The following is a 21,270-nucleotide window of genomic DNA, read 5'->3' as shown; positions in this document are numbered from 1 at the left end:
TGTCCTACCCCAAAGTCTGATGCGCTTGCCCAACCACTTCGCTGACCTTGGGCGTGGCTGCACCTGTTTGATATCCCTTCAGAAAATACAGCAGGTATTCGATATTTCCTTCCGGGCCGCGGATAGGAGAAAAATCCAGACCGCCCACTTGCCAGCCCAGGTCTGTCACCACGCCTAATATTTTATGAATAACCTCAACGTGCACCGCCGGATCGCGAACCACGCCTTTTTTACCGACTTTTTCTTTCCCCGCCTCAAACTGCGGTTTGATTAAAGCGATACCGGCTGCCTGGGCTTCGGTCAACAGGTCAACCCGGGGCAACACCAGCGCCAGGGAAATAAAAGACACATCAATGGTGGCAAAGGAGGGTTTTTCCGGCAGCAGCCGGGGCTCCAAATACCGAATATTGGTCCGCTCCAGGGATATCACCCGGGGATCGGAACGAAGTTTCCAGGCCAGCTGCCCGTAGCCTACGTCCACTGCGTATACCAGCCTGGCCCCCTGCTGCAGCGCACAGTCTGTAAATCCCCCGGTGGAAGCTCCGATGTCAATGACCACTTTATCCTTTAAATCAATCCCAAATGCCCGGATAGCCTTGGCCAGCTTTAAGCCGCCGCGGCTGACATAGGGCAACGGGTTCCCCTGCACCTCTACCCGGGCGGTTTCTTTTACCTGGTGGCCGGGTTTGTCCACCTTGGCCCCGTCAACAAAAACAAGCCCGGCCATTACCGCGGCACGGGCTTTCTCCCGGCTGGAAAAATAACCGTTATTGACAAGATAAACATCCAGACGTTCTTTTGTTACTGCCAACTGAACAGCCTCCTAAATTTTTAGCCTTTCGCCCGGATAGCCTTTAACTTGCGAACTTTTTTAACATCCTTTCCCCAGGCCAGCGCAGCTTCCACAATGCCCTCAGCCGTCAGTCCGTATTGTTGCCTTAACAAAGATTGTTTGCCGTGTTCCACAAATTCATCAGGCAGGCCTATTCGTTTAACTTGCACATCCGGCAGCCCGGCCTGCTGCAGCAGCTCCACAACGGCACTGCCAAAACCGCCCATCAGAACATGTTCTTCGATGGTAATGACATTTTTAGTTTTGCCGGCATATGCCAAAATTAACTCCTCGTCCAGCGGTTTGACGTAACGGGCGTTAATGACAGCCGCCGTAATGCCCTGCCGGCTTAATTCTTCTGCCGCTGCCATAGCCTCAGCCACCATATTGCCAACGGCCAACAGCAGCAAATCACTGCCGTCACGCAGCACTTCGGCTCGACCGATAGGCAGGCAGTGCATTTCTTGATCCAGGGGTACCCCTAATCCCTGCCCCCTGGGATACCTCACCGCCACCGGGCCGTTGTGCGTTACCGCGGTTTTCAGCATGTGCTGCAGCTCGTTTTCGTCCTTGGGAGACATAATCACCATATTCGGTATATGCCGTAAATAGGCAATGTCAAACACCCCGTGATGAGTGGGGCCGTCATCTCCCACCAAACCGCCCCTGTCCAGCGCAAAGGTCACCGGCAGGTTTTGCAGGCAAACGTCATGCAATACTTGATCATAGGCCCGTTGCAAAAAGGTGGAGTAAATGGCCGCCACCGGGCGGTACCCGGCGGTTGCCAGGCCTGCCGCCATGGTCACCGCATGCTGTTCTGCAATACCCACGTCAAAATAACGCCGGGGAAATTCCCTGGCAAAATCCTGTAATCCGGTGCCGCTGGGCATGGCGGCAGTGATGCCGATAATTTTAGAGTCTTGACGGGCCAGTTTAACCAGCGTTTGACCAAACACCTCAGTGTAACTGGGAGCTCCCCCGGCTTTTTTCACCCTGCCGGTTGCCACGTCAAAGGGCCCTACGCCATGAAAACGATCCGGATTTTCTTCGGCCGGCCAGTATCCTTTGCCTTTCCGGGTGAGTACATGCACCAGAACCGGACCGTTGACAGATTTAGCCTGCTGCAAGAGGGTCATCACCGCTTTAATATCATGTCCGTCCACCGGCCCCAGGTAGGTAAAACCCAGCTCTTCAAACAGCATGCCGGGTACCACCAGATATTTCAAACTGTCTTTCAACCGGTCGACAACTTTTAACAGTTTATTGCCGTGGGGCAGTTTTTGCAGCAATTCAGCAATTTCATCTTTACTCTTGGAATACTTGGGATCGGTCCTTAACCTGCTTAAATACCCGGATAATGCCCCTACATTGGGTGCGATAGACATTTCGTTATCGTTTAAAACCACAATTACATTAGTTTTTAAATGCCCGGCATGGTTCATGGCCTCAAAGGCCATGCCGCCCGTCAGGGAACCGTCGCCGATCACAGCCACCACATCATAGGTGGCTCCGTTTAAATCCCTGGCCAGCGCCATGCCCAGGGCGGCGGATACGGAGGTGCTGCTGTGACCGGTGGCAAAGGCGTCGTGGATACTCTCGGCCGGCTTGGGAAAGCCGCTGATACCGCCGTACTGGCGCAGGCTGGCAAACCGGTTTTGCCGCCCGGTCAGCAACTTATGCACATAGCTTTGGTGGCCAACATCCCAGATAATGCGATCCACTGCAGAGTTAAACACCCGGTGCAAAGCCAGGGTAAGTTCCACCACACCCAGATTGGGTGCCAGGTGGCCGCCGGTTACCGACACGGTTTCAATAATCCGCTGCCTGATTTCCGCTGCCAATTCTTCCAGTTGTTTGAGGCTTAGATTTTGCAAATCTTGAGGACTGTAAATATTTTTCAATAATGAGGTCAAACTTTGTTCACCCTCTTTTTATTAACTGGGCGATTCTTTTTGGTGCATCTTTTACCGGTAATTTTCTGCCAGTAAGCCAAAATCTTCCCTACCAAAAATATTACATCATTTGCCCTGGTTAACGCCAGTGTTTTTCCTAATGCTTTACCGGAAACCGTCAGCGAGGCAATTAAGGCGGTCATTATAATATTGGCCCAGAGGGCAGGCCAGCCAGGATTGTTATTTAATATTTTAACCACTATGGAAATGCCTAACGCACCGCTGACCGTACCCACAATATCACCGATGACATCATTACATATATTGGCCACCTTATCAGCATTGCGTAATAAAAAAACACCTTCCTTTGCCCCGCGGACACGCTTGGCCGCTCTGGCATGAAAAGGTGCTTCCTGGGCAGCGGTAACAGCTGTTCCGATAATATCAGCCAGGATCCCGATCAGTATAATAAATAATAAACCTGTCAAGGATATAGCTACACTTTTAACGCTTCTGGTTAAGGTTTCCGAAAGCAGGGAAAAGGCAACCGCCAACAGGAAAGATCCAACGAAAATAAAAAGAATATATCTTTTAGACACGCTGGATTTGTGGTTATGCAAAAATATTTCACCTCATAGTGTATGTAAATTTAATAAGTGGTAGCAGATCAGGTAAACGTTGTGGCTTAGGTCCAGCAGGTTTTCCCATAGCGGTACCGGCTGTCGCCAAACCGGCGGTTTCCCATTAAACCCTATCAGAGGCGTCGCCGCTCTCAGGGCTGGATTACCACTTAGTCCACACTTTAATCCCTGACCTGCCCCGGCGTGTACCGGACAGCCTAGGAGTTTTCCTCAACAGCATCAGGCTTTCTTAGACTCTTTTGCAGCAAAGGTTTCATCCCACAACAACCGCTTACGGGCCCGTAGGCAGCTGTTGTACCAGAGGAATTCACCAGTGCCACTTCAAGTCAGGCTACACTGCACGCAGCTTCCTACCACATGCAGGTTAACAACCAAGCCATAGTTTGTCGTTGCCGACTCCCCACGCACTTGGGTCTCCACGGGGACGGGGTCGATGCCCACATGCCGTTGCAGGTCGCCCCATCCCCTTAACTCCCAGTACCAGCCCCCAACTGGGCGTCAAAAGCCAGCACCAGGAACTTCATCGATGTGCCCTTGACGGATTTTTAGGCCCGCCTTCAGAAAGGTGATGCTGACTAGGATACTGCATCACTTATTTTTTAAGTATGTCGCTTGCACGTTATGAATTATAACATGCTGCGGTCTTCGTCACAAATACGCTGTTAACCTAAACCGGACCCGCCTGTACTGTAACAGTCGGTTTTTGCAATGAAAACTCGGTTAATCATTTGCGGGATTGCTCTGGCTGGCTGTAGCATTCTTTTCAGTGATCTCTATTGATAATAAAATGCATCATCAGTCTTAAAAATTCCGCTTCCGGACCAAAAATATTTAATGCCGTGACAGCTTCCCGGGCTGCCTCGTCAGCCATCCGGCGGGCCCCGTCCAGCCCGTATAAGGACGGGTAAGTAACTTTTTGATTTTTTATATCGCTGCCTACCGGCTTGCCGATTTTTGCTTCGTCCCCTTCAATATCCAAAAGGTCGTCTTTAATTTGAAAAGCTAAACCCATTTGCTCGGCGTAGGTGGTTAAAGCCGCCAGTTGTGCCTCTCCGGCCCCGCCCAGAATAGCGCCTGCCCGGACAGCCGCTCTAAACAGGGCGCCCGTTTTATGGCGGTGGATGTATTCCAGCACGCTGCTTTCAATTTGTTTGTTTTCAGAAAGCAAGTCCACCACCTGACCGCCGATTAAGCCGCGGCTGCCGGCCGCCTGGGCAATTTCCCGGGCTACCCGGTTGACAGCCGCCGGCGGACAGTCTTCGCCGCAGCGGGCCACCAGTTCAAAGGCCAGGGTGAGCAGGGCGTCTCCCACCAGGATTGCCGTCGCCTCGCCGTATACTTTATGGTTGGTGGGACGTCCCCGCCGGTAATCATCATTGTCCATGGCCGGTAAATCATCGTGCACCAAAGAATAGGTGTGGATTAACTCCAGGGCGCAGGCCACAGGCATAATCTTGTCGGTATTGCCCCCTACTGCCTTGGCGGCGGCCAAAACCAAAATGGGACGCAGCCTTTTGCCGCCCGCAAAGACACTATAGCGCATGGCCTCGTGCAGTACAGCCGGGTATGCATCAGCGGGCGGCAGGTAATTATGCAGTGCCTCATCCACCTGCCGGGCCCACGCTGTTAATTGTTCCTTAAAAGACATTAGTCAACCTCCCTGGCCGACAGAGGGGGCTTCTTTAATTTCGCCGTCCGCCATCAGCAGGCTTATTTTCTGCTCAGCCTTTTCTAAACAACCGTTGCAATACTTAGACAGAGCAATGCCCTCGGCAAATAATTCCAGCGCCCGGTCAAGTGGAAGTTGGTTTGCTTCCAATTCTCGCACAACTTCTTCCAACCTGCCCAGGGCTTCTTCAAAACTAAGTTTTGCTGCCTCCATGTTACACCCCCGTCATTCCGCCATACGGCCTTTAACCCTGGCCAGTGTACTTGCGCACAGTTCTTCTGCAGCCGACAGCAACTGTTCCTTTTCCGTAATGAGAGCTTTTACCCGGGCCAGGTCATTGATATAGCCCAGGTTGTCATCCACCATCAGCAGGGCGCCTTTAAGCGATGCAGCTAACAGGTGAGCTGCCACACCCACATCACTGACAGCCGTTTTGGCAGCCACATCAGCCAGCCGGTGCGCTGCCTTTAAGCAGTCCAGGCAGGTTTGGGCAACCTGCAGGGGCACGTCGGCACACAGCAATGCTGCCTGCTGCTTATGCTCTTCCCGCAGCGTTTTTTCAGCCGGTGTACCCTTGGGCATGGCCAGAGCAGCCATAAACATGTGAAAGGCTTCCATATCCCTTTGGGCCAGGAGTTTCAGGCGGTCTGTACACTGCTGCAGGTCACTGATTAATGACTGTATTTCACCGGCAAAGGCTCGGTATTTTTCTTTCCCTGCGGTAATGCCGGCTACCATATTTAAAAGCCCGGCAGCCAGGCAGCCGGTCATGGCGGCTACCCCGCCGCCGCCCGGTTCCGGGGCCGGCGAGGCGGTCCGGGCAAATAATTCTTCCACTGACCACTGCAAGTAATTCATCATAATTCCTCCGCCTCCTCCCATTGTCGGGCTTGTTCCTGCAGCTGAATACCTTTGATCAAGTTCTTCAGCATTAAAACCGTAGTTAAACTTCCTACCCCGCCGGGTACCGGGGTAATGGCAGCGGCCACCTCTTTAACCCCGGCGAAATCCACATCGCCGGTTATTTGTCCTGCCACTTCGCTGATACCGGCATCCACCACCACAGCGCCCGGTTTCACCATAGCCGCAGTTATTAAGCCGGGCTTACCCACAGCGGAAACAAGAATGTCGGCCTGCCTGGTCATGTATGCCAGATCTTTGGTGCCGGTGTGGCATACCGTCACGGTGGCATTTTCCGCCAGCGCCATGAACACCAGCGGCTTGCCTACCGTTTCACCCCGGCCCACAATCACCATGTGCTTGCCTGCTAAGGAAATACCGGACCTTTTAACAATCTCCAGGCAGCTCATGGGCGTGGCCGGCTGCAGGCAAACGCCGCCGCTGATCAGGTGACCGCGATTAAAGGGATGCAGGCCGTCCACATCTTTCAGGGGCGATACTGCTTCCATCACACGCTGCTTGTTAATATGGGGCGGCAAGGGCATCATGAGTAAAATGCCGTGCACGCCGGCATCCTGGTTGAGATCCTCTATGGTCAGCTTTACATAAAGTTCGCTGGCATTGGCGGGCAACTGATGCAGTTGAAAGTTAACCCCGGCATTGCCGCTTACTTTTTCCAAAAACCTGGCATAAGCCACCGAAGCCGCATCTTCACCCACCAGCAGCACAGCCAATGTGGGCTGTATATTTTTTCCCTTTAAGGCGGCAACCTGCTGGTTTAATTCTTCTCTCAGCATGGCCGCTACTTTTTTGCCGTCTAAAATTTGTGCCATGGTGTCTCCTTCCCTGGTGTAGCTTGTTAATCTGATTTTGATTCAACTTGGCAGGCCAATTTGCCTTGATGCAACAATACCAAAACAGTTTGCCCGATGTCAATGCTGCCGGCATCCGTTACTACTTTTCCCTCACGGGTGGTGGTAATACTATAGCCCCGGGCCATGGTAGCCAGCGGGCTTAGCACATGCAGCTTGCCGGCCAGGCCGGCCAGCCGGGCTGTTTTGTCAGCCAACAGCAGTTTGCCTGCCCGCTGCAGGCTGCCGGTCAGCGCATCCAGCATTTGCTGGCGGTTGCCGGTAATCAAATAAGGCCGCCGCAGCGGCTGGCGTTCGGTACACTGTTGCAGCCGTTGCCTGGCCCGGGCCAGTCCGTTCGTCATGCCTTTCACTATTCGTTGTTCCAGCAGTTGCAGGTAACGTGCCATTTCTCGGGTATCGGGCACCACCAGTTCGGCCGCTGCCGAAGGTGTTGGCGCACGCAAATCGGCCACCATATCGGCTATGGTAAAATCCGTTTCGTGACCCACCGCTGAAATGACAGGAATTTGTGAGCGGGCAATGGCCAGTGCCACTTCCTCGGTATTAAAGGCCCACAGTTCCTCCAGCGAACCGCCGCCCCGGCCCACAATCAATACATCTACCCCGGGTAAACCGTTCATTTGGGCAATGCCCCGGGCGATGGAGGCCGGCGCTCCTTCGCCTTGCACCAGAACAGGTGCCAGGATAACCTGCGCCATCGGCCAGCGGCGGCCGATAATATTCAGCATATCCTGCACCGCTGCCCCGCTGGGGGAGGTGACAATACCCACCACCCGGGGTATTTTAGGGAGGGGGCGTTTTCTGCCCCGGTCAAACAGCCCCTGGGCGGCCAGTTTTTGTTTTAGTTGCTCAAAGGCCAGGTAAAGGGCGCCCAACCCGTCAGGTTCCATGCTTTCGCCATAAAGCTGGTAGCTGCCGTCCCGCTCGTAGACCGAAATATAGCCCCGAACAATCACCGACATGCCGTTGGCCGGCCGGAACGGCAAGCTACGGGCCCGGGATCGAAAGATGACTACCCGCAGGCAGGCATCCCGATCTTTTAATGTCAGATACATATGGCCGGAGGTGTGTATTTTAAGGTTAGAAATCTCCCCTTTTACCCACACATTAGCCAGCAGCAGGTCGTTTTCCAGTTTATCTTTAATGTACCTGGTAACTTCGGTTACAGAAAGTATCTTCATACAATATCCCAGTGGCTCCTTTCGCTTATCAAGTGCTGTTACCGCCGCTTCGACAAGTTGCTGGCAGGGGATCATAAAATCATCTCGAACTTGTTTGACAACCTTTGTCGACACTCTGATTTAGCTTCGCAAGCTAAAAGTGTATCGCCCTTGAGGAGCGATACACCCGGTCACGTTCTGGTTAGTTTTTCTGCGGCCCCTTGGACATGAGATAATCATGAATGCTCCGGGCGGCTGCCCGGCCGGCTCCCATGGCTTTAATCACAGTGGCAGCGCCGGTTACCACATCACCCCCGGCATATACCCCTTCTTTAGAGGTTTTACCGGTTTCGTCAGCCAGGATGTTGCCGCGCCGGTTGGTAGCCAGATCGGGCGTGGTTTTGGTAATCAGCGGGTTGGGCCCCTGGCCGATGGCTACAATGGCAACATCCACCGGCAGTAAGAATTCAGAGCCGTCAACGGGCACCGGCTTGCGTCGCCCGGAAGCGTCAGGTTCGCCCAGTTCCATTTTTATGCATGTCAAACCGGTTAACCATCCCTCCTGGTTGCCAATATACCTGGTGGGATTGGTCAGGAACAAAAACTTAACTCCTTCTTCCTCTGCATGTTCAATTTCTTCCAAACGGGCCGGCAATTCAGCCCGTGAGCGGCGATACACAATGTAAACTTCCTCAGCCCCCAGGCGTAGGGCAGTACGGGCAGCATCCATCGCAACGTTGCCGCCGCCCAGTACGGCCACCTTTTTACCCACTTTAATGGGGGTAGCCGATTGGGGGAAACGGTAAGCTTTCATCAAATTGGCACGGGTTAAAAATTCATTGGCGGAATACACGCCGTTTAAATTTTCACCCGGCAAATTCATAAAGTAAGGCGTACCTGCACCGGTACCCAGGAATACAGCATCAAAACCTTCTTCGTTCAACAATTCATCTAACGAAGCAATTTGCCCGATAACAGCATTGGTTTCAATTTTGACACCCATTTTTTTTAGATTTTCAATTTCCAGTTGGACAATCCGCTTGGGCAAACGGAATTCCGGAATACCGTACATCAACACGCCGCCGGGTGTATGCAGCGCTTCAAAAACGGTAACACTGTGGCCCCAGCGCGCCAAATCAGCCGCACAGGCCAACCCTGCCGGGCCGGACCCCACAATGGCCACTTGGTAACCGGTTGGCGCCGCCTTTTCTATCTCGGTTTCCATATTCATCACATAGTCGCCCACAAAGCGCTCCAGCCGGCCGATGGCCACCGGCTCGTGTTTCTTGCCCACTACACAGTATTTTTCGCACTGGTGTTCCTGGGGGCACACCCGGCCGCAAACGGCCGGCAGGGCGTTGGTGCGCTTAATAACCCTGGCTGCTTCGGCAAACTTCCTTTCTTTCACCAGCGCAATAAATTCCGGAATATCAACTCCCACCGGACAGCCCTGTTTGCACAAAGGTTTCTTGCAATTCAGGCAGCGCTCTGCTTCTGCCACTGCCAGTTCTTCATCGTATCCCAAAGCCACTTCGGCAAAGTTTTTCGACCGTACCAGCGGGTCTTGCTGGGGCATGGCATGCTTTTGGGGAATAATTTGCTTAGCCATGGCATTTACCTCCTCCGCCACAGCCGCAACCGGCCCGGTTAAGGGCAAGCTGTTCCTCGGCCTTATATTTGCGAGAGCGCATTAACTGTTCCGCAAAATCAACTAAGTGACCGTCGAATTCGGGCCCATCCACACAGACAAACTTGGTTTCGCCGCCCACCGTAACCCGGCAAGCACCGCACATGCCGGTGCCATCCACCATAATAGAGTTTAAGCTAACCATGGTTTTAATGCCGTATTCTCTGGTCAGGTCTGCCACCGCCCGCATCATGGGCAACGGCCCGATGGCCATAACCAGATCAGGCCGGCCTGCTTCTTCTATATATTGCCGCAGTACATCAGTCACAAAGCCCTTGCGTACATAGGAACCATCGTCGGTAGTAACCAGCAATTGGTGACAAACTTCTTGCATGCGCTGTTCCCAGAAAATCAGGTCTTTGCTGCGGGCACCCATAATGCCCACCACATGGTTGCCGGCCGCCTTCATGGCCCTGGCAATCGGAAAAACCGGTGCCACCCCGACCCCGCCGGCAACCATAACTACTTTGCCAAACTTGTCCACATGGGAAGGAACGCCCAGCGGCCCCACAAAGTCCTGCACGGCGTCACCGGCCTCTAATTTGCCCAGTTTTCCGGTGGAATAGCCCGCCTCGGCAAATACGACGGTAATGGTACCTGCCTCCCGGTTATAGTCGGCGATGGTAAGGGGAATTCTCTCCCCGTCCTCATCAACCCTTAAAATAACAAATTGACCTGCTCTGGCTTTTTTGGCTACCTTGGGTGCCAGGATTTCATACTCGTGAATAGCCGGTGCCAGAGTTTTTTTAGACACAATCTGATACATCCCCGGTTGCCTCCTCTCCGGTATTGCACAGTGCATAATATATAAAAATGCGCGCAGGCAGCCTGGCCGGGCCAAAACTACGCTTCGCCATTTAACTGATGATTAAAGAATATTATGTATTTAAGTAATAAAACCTGCCCACCGGTTTATTCAACAGACACAAATTTCCCTAAGATGCCGTTAACAAACCGGCCGGAATCCGCCCCGCCAAAAATTTTGGCCAATTCCACTGCTTCGTTAACCGACACGCTGGCAGGTATATCATCCCGGAACTTCATTTCATACAGGGCCAAACGAATAATATTGCGGTCCACATTGGCCATCCGGTTAAGCTGCCAGTCTTTGCTGACCTGGCTGATCAGCTCGTCTATTTCCTGCATATGCTCCAGGGTACCCTTAACTAATTGTTGGGCAAACGCTAATTCTTCAGGACCGCTGCCAAACTCCCTGGCCGTATTGTGGATAGCAAAATCAGGCTCGATTTTTCCTACATCAATTTGAAATAAAGCCTGCAGCGCAGTTTCCCTGGCTTGCCTTCTACCCAAGTTAGGACCTCCTCTGAAAGTCAATGATATTGTGTCTAGTTTTTCCCGTGCAACTTATTTGCATAAACACTAACCGCAGCCTGCTACCAGCGGTCCCGAAACAGCCGGTCAAAGGCCCCGCGAAAATCGAACCTTTCGTCCACCCCTTTGCCCACATAATAACCAAGCGTGACGCAGAAAGCGACAAAAAGCGCCTTAAAAAAACCATAGTTGATGGCAAACCAGCCGAAAACAAGCCCCAAGAAAATGCCGACGGCTTTTCCCCGGTGGTTTTCCAAAATATCCTGGATTAATTTATAAATCATAGTAACCTCCCCTCCAAAGGGCCTACTCAACCCGGGGGCGGGTAGTGGAAATATTTTCAACTATAACCTTGATATCGTTTACGGTAATGCCGGTGGTTTGGGCAAGATACTCCTGCACCCTGTGCTGGATTTGGCGGCTGACCTCAGGAATGCTGATATCCGGAGCCACGATGGCTCTGATATGCAGCCCCATACCGCCCGGGGTTTGGGTTACCCGGGGTTTCACATCTTTAACGCCGGCAATTTGATAAACTGCTTTTTTAACCAGGTTTTCAACAGCTTGCAAAGAGATACGCACCTGGCCCAGCATATAGTCGTGCACCACCGCTTTGCCGGACTCCCGGCGAACCAGGGCAACCCAGAAAAGCCGCACTCCCACCAGCAGCAGCAACCCCAGCAAAGCCGCCAGATAAATCTGCAGTTCATAAGCATAGCCGCTCTGCCATAGAAAGTATAGGGGCTGCTGCCACCAGCCGGTGACAATAAGCAGTAACACGGCACAAAAGAACGTCATTACCAGAGTATAAAGAAAAAGCAAACCTCGATCAAAGGGGCTCACCATATTCCCCTCCCTTATGGGATAATACAAACATAACTTATACATATAAAATGCGGAACCAACGCAGCATTGGTTCCGAATTTGTCATTGCTGTTAACTTGGCTTACCTTACTCGCTGGGGTTCTTCTTCCTTATTGTCAGAGCTGGCAAAGGCTACTCCCTGCACATGGACATTGACTTCCACCACCGAAAGGCCGGTCATGCCTTCAATGGCACGCTTTACATTCATTTGAATCTGCGTTGCCACATCCGGAATGCGCACGCCGTATTCCACAATCACAAACAGATCCACAGCGGCTTCTTTTTCGCCCACTTCTACCTTAACGCCCTTGGACAGGTTTTTGCGGCCTAACATTTCGGCAATACCGCCGCCGATACCGCCGCTCATGCCTGCCACACCGGGCACCTCGGTGGCCGCCATGCCGGCTATTACACCAACCACATCATCCGCGATGCGGATACCGCCCAAACCCTCCTGGGGAGTCATCACTACAATATCACGTTTATTATCTGCCATGTTACACCTCCGTTAATCCACTTCCAAGTGCATTATAACATATTCTGGTAACACACAGCAACCATGCTAGGGTTCAGGCAAAATTCGACGTTGGATAAAGTTGGTATAAACCTCACCCCGGCGGAAAAAGGCATTGTTAAGTACCTTTTTATGAAAGGGAATGGTGGTAGGAATTCCTTCGACCACAAATTCATCCAAGGCCCTCTGCATCCTCCGGATGGCCTCCTCACGATCCCTACCCCAGACAATTAACTTGCCAATCATCGAATCATAATAAGGCGGGATAACATACCCTGTGTAAGCAGCGCTGTCCACCCTTACCCAGGGGCCGCCGGGCGGGTGATATAACTGAATAGTGCCGGGATGGGGCATGAAATTTTTATCAGGGTCTTCCGCATTAATCCGGCACTCAATGGCCCACCCGTCAATGCGCACATCATTTTGACCATAACCCAGGGGCTCCCCGGCGGCAATGCGAATTTGTTCTTTTATCAAATCAATGCCGGTAATTAGTTCGGTAACCGGGTGCTCCACCTGAATACGTGTATTCATTTCAATAAAATAAAATTTGTTGTGTTTGTCCAGCAAAAACTCAACGGTACCCGCATTGTAATAACCAACTGCTTTGGCTGCTTTAATGGCTGCTTCGCCCATCTTGCGGCGCAGGGAAGGACTCAACGCCACGGAAGGGGCTTCTTCGATAACCTTCTGGTTACGGCGCTGCACTGAGCAATCCCGCTCCGCCAGGTAAACCAGGTTACCTTCCTTGTCCCCCAGCACTTGAATTTCAATGTGTCGAGGCTGTTCAACATATTTCTCTAAATAGACATCCCCGTTGCCAAAGGCTGCCTGGGCTTCGTTGCGGGCAGTGCTGATGGCCTTCAGTAAATCCTCCTCGCTGTGGGCCACCCGCATGCCGCGGCCGCCGCCGCCGGCGGAAGCCTTAATTAATACCGGATAGCCGATTTCCCTGGCAATGGCAAGCGCTTCCTCGTCGCTTTTTACCGCCCCTTCAGATCCCGGCACCACCGGCACTCCGGCCTCAATCATGGTCTGGCGGGCCAGCGCCTTGTTGCCCATGTATTCAATGGCATGGGGGGAGGGGCCAATAAAGGTGATGCCGCAATCCTCGCAGATCATGGCAAATTGTGAGTTTTCAGCCAGGAACCCGTAACCGGGGTGGATGGCATCCGCCCCGGAAACTTCGGCAGCACTGATAATATTGGCAATATTTAAGTAGCTTTTGCCCGAGGGGGCCGGCCCGATACAATAAGCCTCGTCAGCCAGGCGGACCGGCAAGCTGTCCCTGTCCGCCTCTGAATATACCACCACAGTCTTAATGTTTAATTCCTGACAGGCCCGAATAATTCTCAGGGCAATCTCGCCCCGGTTGGCAATCAGTATTTTTTTAAACATGCGCTCTCCCTACTTCTTTTTGATCAAAAACAATTTTTGTCCGTATTCTACCGGCTGGCCGTTTTCCACCAGGATTTCCACAATCTCACCGGCTGTCTCCGCTTCAATTTCGTTCATTAACTTCATGGCTTCAATAATGCACAGGGTCTGGCCGGTCTGCACGACATCCCCCACCTTGACAAAGGGATCGGCATCCGGTGCCGGGGACCGGTAAAAGGTTCCCACCATAGGCGCCGTAACCGCTACCAGGTCCTCGGCCGCCGGAGCCGCCGGGGCTGCCGGGGCTGCCGGAACAGCCTCGGGAGTTTTGGCCGTCTCTGCCGCCGGCACTTCCGCCAAAGGTGCTGCCGCCGCAGTTACAGCGGCTGCCATTTTACCTCCCTTGCGGATGGACACTTTTACCCCGTCACTTTCCAAATCTATTTCTGTAATATCCGTTTGGTCAAGCACCTTAATCAGTTCTTTTAATTCATTAAGGTTCACGTTTTTGGCCTCCTTGGTACGCTTGTTGCCACTAGCATCGGCCGGTGACCCCGCTTTGTATGATGCCGCCTTCCGCCGGGGACCGGTTTCGCCCCGGCGCCGGGCTTCAAAAAACTTGCGGGCCACCTGGGGAAACATGGCGTAAGTCAGCACATCTTCCTGGCTAATGGCCAAATCTTTTATTTCTTCTCTTAGTTTATCCATTTTTGGTTCCAACAAGTCCGCCGGGCGACAGGTGATGGGTTCCTTATCTCCCAGTACTTTGCGACTGATGGCCGGGTCAATGGTAGCCGGCGGTCGTCCGTAATAGCCCTGGACATACAGCTTTACTTCCCCGGGAATCAATTTGTACCGCTGGCCGGTGAGGACGTTTAAGACGGCCTGGGTACCCACAATCTGGCTGGTGGGCGTCACCAGAGGCGGAAAACCCAGTTCCTCCCGCACCCGGGGGATCTCCTCCAGCACTTCGTCCAGCCGGTGCAGTGCTTTTTGTTCTTCCAGTTGGGACACCAGGTTAGAAATCATACCCCCCGGCACCTGGTGTTCAAATACCCGCATATCACTAATGCGGGTTACTCCCCGCTGCTGCCCTAATTCTTTGCGCAGGTCTTCAAAATACTGGGCTACTTCAAACAAGGCTTTAATACTTAAACCTGTATCATAGGGGGTTCCCTTGAGGGCCCGGACCACCGTCTCCACAGGTGGCTGCGAGGCGCCGAAGGCCATCGGCACCGAGGCGGTGTCCACCACGTCCACACCCGCCTCGGCCGCTTTCAAATAAGCCCCCACCGCCATACCGCCGATATAGTGGCAGTGCAGCTGTACCGGAACACTCAAATGAGCTTTAAACAATTTAACCAGTTCATAGGCTTTAAAGGGCGCCAGCAGGCCGGCCATATCTTTGATGCAAATGGAATCAGCCCCCATTTCTTCTAAACGCAGGGCGGTCTCCAAATAATGCTGGATAGTGTGCACCGGGCTGACGGTATAAACCACCGTCGCCTGTGCATGGGCTCCGGCTCGCTTGGTAACCTGCAGGGCCTTTTCCATATTGCGGATATCATTTAAAGCATCAAAGATTCTGATGATATCCATACCGTTTTCTACGGTTTTATGAATGAAGGCTTCCAAAATATCATCGGGGTAGTGCGTATAGCCCAGCAGGGACTGCCCCCGGAGCAGCATCTGCAGAGGGGTATTTTTAACATGTTTTTTAATCAACCGGAGACGTTCCCAGGGGTCTTCGTTCAGAAAACGCAGGCAAACATCAAAGGTGGCGCCGCCCCAAACCTCCAGGGAGTGATACCCCATTTGATCCAGCTTTTCCAGAATCGGCAGCATATCTTCGGTAGCCATCCGGGTAGCCCACAAACTCTGGTGCCCGTCCCGCAGGGTCGTGTCGGTGATTTTTAAACGATGCGTCATTGCAAGTCCTCCCCCCAACAAATACAACAGAAAACTCAGGTTATTGCACAATTAACAACCTGAGCAGGTCCGTCAGTTGCCATAAAATGTTTGAATTTCATTACAATATAAATTATATAAGACGGGGGAAGGTTTGGCTAGCAAAGGGGTTCAAGTATACAATATTTCTAGCTTTTGTAAGCAATAATAGTATTTCGACAAAATTCTTCAAATGCCTGCTAAGCCTTGGGTATAATAACAATGTTTTGTGGGTTAACCTGGGTGCTGCGGGATACCAGATCGGTAATTTTTATAGCGTCTTCCTGGTTCAGTCGGTCAGCCTGAATAACCACCGTCACGGTTTTTCCTTCAAGAAATACCACCGCATCCCGGTACCCTTTAGCCCGGATCAGGCTTTCTGTTTCCAATTCCTTTTGCAGTTGGTTACTGATATTATACAGCTGTTCCTGGGCTTTTTTGCGAATTTCCGGGTCGGCATTTTGATTGTTAATGATCTCCCGGGCAATTTCTATTTGCTGCCCGCGGTTTCTTTCCCTCTCTAAACGGTATTCCACGAAAAAGCTGCTGTCGGATTCCTGCCGCTCCACCTGCACGGCCTGGCCGGCAGGCGGTCGGTCTTGCTTAACGCTGCTGCCGGCCGCCGGCTGTGGATGATCCGATGCCGCCGTTTGCTTGTCAGGGGAAAGGGCGGCAGGCTGCTGCCTGCTTGCCCCGTCAAGGGACCGGAAAATTTCCCCGGCTCCCCCCCGGTAACCTGCCAGCAGCATGGTGACACCCATGACGGTTAACAAACCCAGCAGCCAAAAGCGTTTTAACATTTTATTCACCCGCCTTTCTGGCCATCACGACAACCTTTTGGGGTTCTACCCCCAGCGCCACCTGGGTTGCCCTGAACAGCCGGGCCTTTACTGCCGGGTCACCGGCGCCGTCTGCCACCACCAGCACCCCTGCCACAGCAGGAGCCACCTCCCGGCTCAGCACCGGGGTTTGTTCACCGTTGCGGGTAACCAATACCAGCTGCCCGGTATCAGTGTCTTCTGTCAGCACCCGGGTGCCACCGGACTGGTCTTTCTCCTGGGTGGTTTTTTTGCCGGTGGAGGTATTAACGGCATATTCAGTGCGGGTGGAGTTTTGCAGCCTGACAGTGACCTTAACTTTTCCGGCCCCCTCCACCTGTTCCAGCATCTGGCATAAACGCTGGGAGAGGTATTCTTCTTCGGAAGCCATGGCGGTCTTTACCGGAACCGGGTCGGTGGCCCGTTCGGCGGTTTGTTCCCGGGCTGCCGGCGGCACAGTTTGGTCGGCCTTGCCACCCAGGCCGCCCAGCAAAATTAGAGCCACCCCCAGCGCAGCAGCGGCAGCCAGCAGTTTTAATTTTCTTATTAGTTCCTTTTTGGGCTCACCCGTTTCACCGTCTCTGATCAGGTTCTTAAACCAGCTCATACATAACCTCCTTTGCATATCAGTCAGCCTGCCGGCTTTTTTCTACCACCTGTACCTGCTCCAGCGGCAAATTGTAAAAGTTGGCCACTGTTTGAGCCAGCCGGCGGGCCTGTTCGCTGCCGGCCAGACCGTCCCCGGGGGCGGTTTCCGGTTGGCTGTTGGCTTCCCAAGTTACCTTAACCGGCTCAATGTCGGCGATCCCGGTCTTGCCCTCCGCAGCAGACCGGTCAATTTCCAGCACAATGCCTGTTAACCGGCCGAAATCCTGGTTGCCCGCCTGCTGATTTATCTTTACTTGTACCCCGGTAACATGCAGCCGGTTTTGCAGGCGGGCCAAAGCCAATACTTGTTTCTCCAGACCCTGCCGGTACTCAGCCGCCGCCAGTTGTTTTTGTTGTTCCCGCAGCTTTTGTCCTTCAGCCATGATCCCGGCCGCTGAGGGAAGTGCCGTTCTTTGACTGATGGCCGGCAAGGCCAACTGAAAATCCTGCCTGACCAGTTTGGCCCCGGCTTCCAGCACCAGCACAATTACCAGCAATCCCATGACCATTTTTACATAAGCGTGCATCTGGCTGCCGGGCAGCAGCATCTCTAAAAACACTGCCAGCACGATGATGATGACTAAAGATTGCACCAGCATTTTTATTATTTCCAAACCGATCATCACCCTTCCTTAGCGCAGCATGGTCATCAAATCGCCCATGCCCACCACAATGGCAAGGGCAAAGAAGAATAACAATCCCACCGTGGCCACAGCCGCAAAAACAGTTATTAAACTTTTACCCAGGGCCGTAAGACACTCAGCCATTTGTTGATCGCCCACCGGTTGGATTAGGGCACCTGCCAGTTTATACACAAAGGCTACCGCAAAAATTTTCAGCATTGGTAAAGCTGTTAAGAAAAAGATGATAATGACTCCGGCCATACCCAGGGCGTTTTTTATTAATAATGAAGAACCTACCACCGCATCCAGGGCGTCTGAAAACATGCCTCCCACCACCGGGATAAAAGCATCGGTGGCAAATTTGGCCGTCCGTATGGCCACCCCGTCGGTGACTGAGCCGGCTACTCCCTTGATGGCCAGAAGACCCAGGAAAACCGTAGAACATAAACCCAGCACCCCCAGCGCCAGCGTTTTCATTAAATCCGCCAGGCGGGACACCTGAAATTTTTCCGATAAATTGCTCAGTATGGTTAATACAGCGGAAAAAAAGATTAAAGGAAACACTATTGTTTTAATAATTGTGCTGATAGCGGTAATAGAACCAAAAATTACCGGATGGAAAATGGCTGTCGAGGCAATACCGCCCATAGCTGCCAGCAGGGTTAACAAAAGAGGCAGTAAGGCCTGCATAAAGTGAACCATATTATCTACCGCTTCCCGGCCGGTATTAACCGCCAGGGCAAAACTGCCCACCGCCAGGCTGATCAAGGCCATATAACTGACCGCATAAGCTAATTGACCGGTGGTGCCTTTGGCAAAGGAAGCCATTAAATTCTGCAGCACCGCACAGATCACGGCCAGCACCACCAGTTTCCCCAGCAGGGAGGCGTTGGCAACCACTTCTTTAAAAAACAACTTAAACAAGCCGGCCAGGAGATCTGTAGCCTGCCAATTTAAATTTCCCTTCAGCAGTTGAACCACCAGTTCTTTAAAATTCAGTTCCGGTACCGCTCCCTGAATTTCTGTGTTCAAATGCTGCACAAATTCCTCCAGCTTGCCCGTATCCAGTTCATTCAGTTGATCCGCCGGGTTTACGGCCGGCAGTTCAGGGGCTGCCTGCAGCGGGCCCGGGGCCAGCAGCATACATAAAAGCAACAGGGTACAAATAATCTTGGGCAACCTTCTCCCCACCTTAAGGTACCAGTTTGATCAGGGACTGTAATACTGCAACAATGATGGGTACCGCCATTACCAGTACAATGATTTTAGCGGCAAACTCTATCTTGGCGGCCAGGGCACTCTCACCGGCATCCCGGCAGATTTGCGAGCCGAAGTCAGCAATGTAAGCTATGCCGACAATTTTTAAAATAGTGCCCATATAAGCCATGTTGATATTGGCCTGGGCGGCCAGGTCCTTTAAAATGTTGAATACTCCGGCAATCTGGGGCATCATCAACAAGAAAATGATGACCCCGGCGGTCATGGTCAGCAAGGCGGCCATCGGCGGCTTTTGCTGGCGTAAAATAACAGCCAGGACACAAACCACCAGGCCAAGGCCGACAATTTGTAAGATATCCATTTTCCGGCACCTCGCTTGCGAGATTGAGCAATGAGCTGAACGGTGAGCAGCCCCCGGTTACACCTGACTGCATTTCCTGTTGCTTGTCTGGCTTAAAAAAGTTTAAACACCGATTTTACCTGGTCAAACAAGCTGCCCAGCAGCTGCACCACCCAGAATAAAACCACCGCCAGGCCGCCCAGGGTGGCCAATACAGCATAATCGTCTTTTTTATATTCTTTCAGCAGCGTGCTTAACACAGCAGTTAGCAGCCCCACCCCGGCAATTTTGAAGATTAAATCAATATTCCCCATGCTTTTGTCCCCTTTCCTATATCAGGATCAGTACGATGGTTAAACCTCCCAAAAAACCCAGGTAGTTGTATACTTTGCTGTTTTTCAGGGATGCTTCCTCCGCCTTAGCCTGTTCCAGCTTTAGTTGTTCCTTAGCCAGCACCAGGTGTTTGACCTGGTCTGACCGGTCGGAAATCCCCAGGCTGTTCCCCAATTCCAGCAAGATCGCCCGCTCGCTGTTGGTGAGGGCTGATCCGGGATAAAATTCACGCAAAGCTGCTTCCCAGGCTTCCCGGGCAGTAAGGCCTCGCATGGTGAGCAATTCCTGAGCGGCACGGTTAAATAACAAGGCTACCCGGGGATCGCACCGTTCTGCCACTGCCGCCAGGGCTTCCGGCAGGGGCGTCGCCCCGTAAGTTACCTCTGTTTCCAACATCTGCAGGGCGTTAAGCAGGCACCTGATTTCCACCGGCCGCCTGCTGTAGCTGCCCGCTACCAGCAGACCCATCAAGGTGCAGGATAACAGCACTGCCGCTGCCCCGATAAATTTCAACATCCTTTCACCCCCAGAGACTTCATGGTACGGCCGTCAATAATATCCTCCACCGTGCCCACACCCTTTGAGCGTCCCAAGATGACAAAACGTTCAATGGCTTTTATCTTAAATAAATATTGGAGGGCCGGGCGGTCAGCCAGTTCTGCCAGCGAACCGCCGTGCACAGTGGTTAAAACCTTGACGCCGGCATGCAAAACCTCTTCCAGGGCTGCCACATCCTCCCGGCGTCCGATTTCATCCGTGGCAATTACCGCCGGTCCCATGGACCTCAGCAGCATCATCATGCCCGCTGCTTTCGGACAGGCGTCCAGCACATCTGTACGGGGCCCCACATCCTGCTGGGGAATACCCCGGTAGCAGCCGGCAATTTCTGAGCGCTCGTCCACCACCCCCACGTTGCTGCCCGGCCAACCCAGTTCCGGTATTCCTTCACTGAGCCGGCGTACCAGATCCCTTAACAGGGTGGTTTTGCCGCAACGGGGAGGCGACACCAGCACCGTGTGATAAAATTTTCCCGTGGGCGAAATAAGGTACGGCAATACCCTGTCTGCCACTCCCTTAATGGCCCGCGAAATGCGCAAGTTAAAACCGGAAATGTATTTAATATGCCGTACCACCCCCTGGTCTGTAAGTACCTTGCCGGTGATGCCCACCCGATGACCGCCCGGCAGGGTGATAAAGCCGTGGCGCAGTTCTTCTTCCAGGGCATACAGGGAACTGCGGCTTACCAGTTGGGTAACTCTTGCTACATCAGCGGCGCTTACTGTATAAGCAGCAGCCGTTCCGGCAACCGGTACCCCCTGATCGGTAACAAAACAATCCCCCTGGGCCAGCCCCAGCATCAGAGGCCGCTCCTGCCGGATCCGGATTTCCTCAACGCTGTCTTTGACGGCCGGCGGCAGCGCACTGAGCATTTGCCGCAAGTTCGGCGGCAGCAAGTTTAATACTTCATCCAGGGCGGTGTGTTTTGGGGCGTGCGGGGTTGGCAATGATCGCAAGACAGACATAGTTTGTCCCCTCCCTGTTTTATACATATGACTGCACCGCCAATTTATACCAATTAGTTTGTTGACAAATAAAAAAA

24 protein-coding genes are annotated in these 21,270 nt (G+C 52.8%); all 24 read right to left on the bottom strand.

Annotated features, from left to right (window positions below):
• Window positions 1-4: 4 nt before the first annotated feature.
• On the bottom strand, window positions 5-811 hold the full coding sequence (locus DESHY_RS10525) for a TlyA family RNA methyltransferase (RefSeq protein ID WP_008412627.1): 807 nt from the start codon (window positions 809-811) through the stop codon (window positions 5-7).
• A gap of 20 nt (window positions 812-831) precedes the next feature.
• Window positions 832-2,745 carry a 1-deoxy-D-xylulose-5-phosphate synthase gene (gene dxs / locus DESHY_RS10520; protein ID WP_008412626.1) on the bottom strand — a complete coding sequence of 638 codons (1,914 nt, stop codon included), beginning with the start codon at window positions 2,743-2,745 and terminating at the stop codon, window positions 832-834.
• On the bottom strand, window positions 2,742-3,344 hold the full coding sequence (locus tag DESHY_RS10515) for a hypothetical protein (RefSeq protein WP_008412625.1): 603 nt from the start codon (window positions 3,342-3,344) through the stop codon (window positions 2,742-2,744). Before DESHY_RS10515 ends, dxs begins: the two co-directional genes overlap by 4 nt.
• A gap of 784 nt (window positions 3,345-4,128) precedes the next feature.
• Complete coding sequence (locus tag DESHY_RS10510) at window positions 4,129-5,013, bottom strand: polyprenyl synthetase family protein (RefSeq protein ID WP_008412624.1); 885 nt, start codon at window positions 5,011-5,013, stop codon at window positions 4,129-4,131.
• 3 nt (window positions 5,014-5,016) lie between these two features.
• Window positions 5,017-5,247: an exodeoxyribonuclease VII small subunit gene (gene xseB, locus DESHY_RS10505; RefSeq protein WP_008412623.1), complete on the bottom strand. Its 231-nt coding sequence runs from the start codon at window positions 5,245-5,247 to the stop codon at window positions 5,017-5,019.
• A 12-nt stretch (window positions 5,248-5,259) separates the two neighbouring features.
• Window positions 5,260-5,895, bottom strand: a complete 636-nt coding sequence (locus DESHY_RS10500; protein WP_008412616.1) for a cyclodeaminase/cyclohydrolase family protein — start codon at window positions 5,893-5,895, stop codon at window positions 5,260-5,262.
• Window positions 5,892-6,767 carry a bifunctional 5,10-methylenetetrahydrofolate dehydrogenase/5,10-methenyltetrahydrofolate cyclohydrolase gene (locus DESHY_RS10495; protein ID WP_008412615.1) on the bottom strand — a complete coding sequence of 292 codons (876 nt, stop codon included), beginning with the start codon at window positions 6,765-6,767 and terminating at the stop codon, window positions 5,892-5,894. The genes DESHY_RS10500 and DESHY_RS10495 overlap by 4 nt, the downstream gene beginning before the upstream one ends.
• Window positions 6,768-6,793: 26 nt before the next feature.
• Complete coding sequence (xseA, locus tag DESHY_RS10490; protein WP_048818077.1) at window positions 6,794-7,990, bottom strand: exodeoxyribonuclease VII large subunit; 1,197 nt, start codon at window positions 7,988-7,990, stop codon at window positions 6,794-6,796.
• Window positions 7,991-8,171: 181 nt separating this feature from the next.
• Complete coding sequence (gene gltA / locus DESHY_RS10485; protein WP_048818076.1) at window positions 8,172-9,578, bottom strand: NADPH-dependent glutamate synthase; 1,407 nt, start codon at window positions 9,576-9,578, stop codon at window positions 8,172-8,174.
• Window positions 9,571-10,422, bottom strand: coding sequence for a sulfide/dihydroorotate dehydrogenase-like FAD/NAD-binding protein (locus DESHY_RS10480; RefSeq protein WP_008412612.1), 852 nt, complete (start codon window positions 10,420-10,422; stop codon window positions 9,571-9,573). Before DESHY_RS10480 ends, gltA begins: the two co-directional genes overlap by 8 nt.
• Before the next feature lie 146 nt (window positions 10,423-10,568).
• Entirely contained in the window at window positions 10,569-10,967 is a 399-nt protein-coding gene (gene nusB, locus DESHY_RS10475) for a transcription antitermination factor NusB (protein ID WP_008412611.1), read from the bottom strand.
• 83 nt (window positions 10,968-11,050) lie between these two features.
• Entirely contained in the window at window positions 11,051-11,272 is a 222-nt protein-coding gene (locus DESHY_RS10470; protein WP_008412610.1) for a DUF2273 domain-containing protein, read from the bottom strand.
• A 22-nt stretch (window positions 11,273-11,294) separates the two neighbouring features.
• Complete coding sequence (amaP, locus tag DESHY_RS10465; RefSeq protein WP_008412608.1) at window positions 11,295-11,834, bottom strand: alkaline shock response membrane anchor protein AmaP; 540 nt, start codon at window positions 11,832-11,834, stop codon at window positions 11,295-11,297.
• A gap of 100 nt (window positions 11,835-11,934) precedes the next feature.
• Complete coding sequence (locus tag DESHY_RS10460) at window positions 11,935-12,348, bottom strand: Asp23/Gls24 family envelope stress response protein (protein ID WP_008412606.1); 414 nt, start codon at window positions 12,346-12,348, stop codon at window positions 11,935-11,937.
• Window positions 12,349-12,414: 66 nt separating this feature from the next.
• Complete coding sequence (gene accC / locus DESHY_RS10455) at window positions 12,415-13,764, bottom strand: acetyl-CoA carboxylase biotin carboxylase subunit (protein WP_008412603.1); 1,350 nt, start codon at window positions 13,762-13,764, stop codon at window positions 12,415-12,417.
• 9 nt (window positions 13,765-13,773) lie between these two features.
• A complete protein-coding gene (accB, locus tag DESHY_RS10450; RefSeq protein WP_008412601.1) occupies window positions 13,774-15,672 on the bottom strand; it encodes an acetyl-CoA carboxylase biotin carboxyl carrier protein in 1,899 nt (632 codons plus the stop codon).
• A gap of 218 nt (window positions 15,673-15,890) precedes the next feature.
• Complete coding sequence (locus tag DESHY_RS10445) at window positions 15,891-16,490, bottom strand: SpoIIIAH-like family protein (protein WP_008412600.1); 600 nt, start codon at window positions 16,488-16,490, stop codon at window positions 15,891-15,893.
• Between the two features lies 1 nt (window position 16,491).
• On the bottom strand, window positions 16,492-17,115 hold the full coding sequence (locus tag DESHY_RS10440; RefSeq protein ID WP_008412598.1) for a hypothetical protein: 624 nt from the start codon (window positions 17,113-17,115) through the stop codon (window positions 16,492-16,494).
• 19 nt (window positions 17,116-17,134) lie between these two features.
• Window positions 17,135-17,779, bottom strand: a complete 645-nt coding sequence (gene spoIIIAF, locus DESHY_RS10435) for a stage III sporulation protein AF (RefSeq protein WP_008412596.1) — start codon at window positions 17,777-17,779, stop codon at window positions 17,135-17,137.
• A 9-nt stretch (window positions 17,780-17,788) separates the two neighbouring features.
• Window positions 17,789-18,958 carry a stage III sporulation protein AE gene (gene spoIIIAE, locus DESHY_RS10430; protein ID WP_048818075.1) on the bottom strand — a complete coding sequence of 390 codons (1,170 nt, stop codon included), beginning with the start codon at window positions 18,956-18,958 and terminating at the stop codon, window positions 17,789-17,791.
• A 13-nt stretch (window positions 18,959-18,971) separates the two neighbouring features.
• Window positions 18,972-19,358, bottom strand: a complete 387-nt coding sequence (spoIIIAD, locus tag DESHY_RS10425) for a stage III sporulation protein AD (protein WP_008412594.1) — start codon at window positions 19,356-19,358, stop codon at window positions 18,972-18,974.
• Between the two features lie 92 nt (window positions 19,359-19,450).
• Complete coding sequence (gene spoIIIAC / locus DESHY_RS10420; RefSeq protein ID WP_008412593.1) at window positions 19,451-19,651, bottom strand: stage III sporulation protein AC; 201 nt, start codon at window positions 19,649-19,651, stop codon at window positions 19,451-19,453.
• A 16-nt stretch (window positions 19,652-19,667) separates the two neighbouring features.
• On the bottom strand, window positions 19,668-20,186 hold the full coding sequence (gene spoIIIAB, locus DESHY_RS10415; RefSeq protein ID WP_008412592.1) for a stage III sporulation protein SpoIIIAB: 519 nt from the start codon (window positions 20,184-20,186) through the stop codon (window positions 19,668-19,670).
• Complete coding sequence (gene spoIIIAA / locus DESHY_RS10410; protein ID WP_008412591.1) at window positions 20,180-21,193, bottom strand: stage III sporulation protein AA; 1,014 nt, start codon at window positions 21,191-21,193, stop codon at window positions 20,180-20,182. The genes spoIIIAB and spoIIIAA overlap by 7 nt, the downstream gene beginning before the upstream one ends.
• Window positions 21,194-21,270: the final 77 nt, after the last annotated feature.

This window comes from Desulforamulus hydrothermalis Lam5 = DSM 18033 (assembly GCF_000315365.1).
Lineage (GTDB): Bacteria > Bacillota > Desulfotomaculia > Desulfotomaculales > Desulfotomaculaceae > Desulfotomaculum > Desulfotomaculum hydrothermale.
Note: the sequence above shows the minus strand (reverse complement) of the source record. Positions and strands in the feature narration are given on the sequence as shown.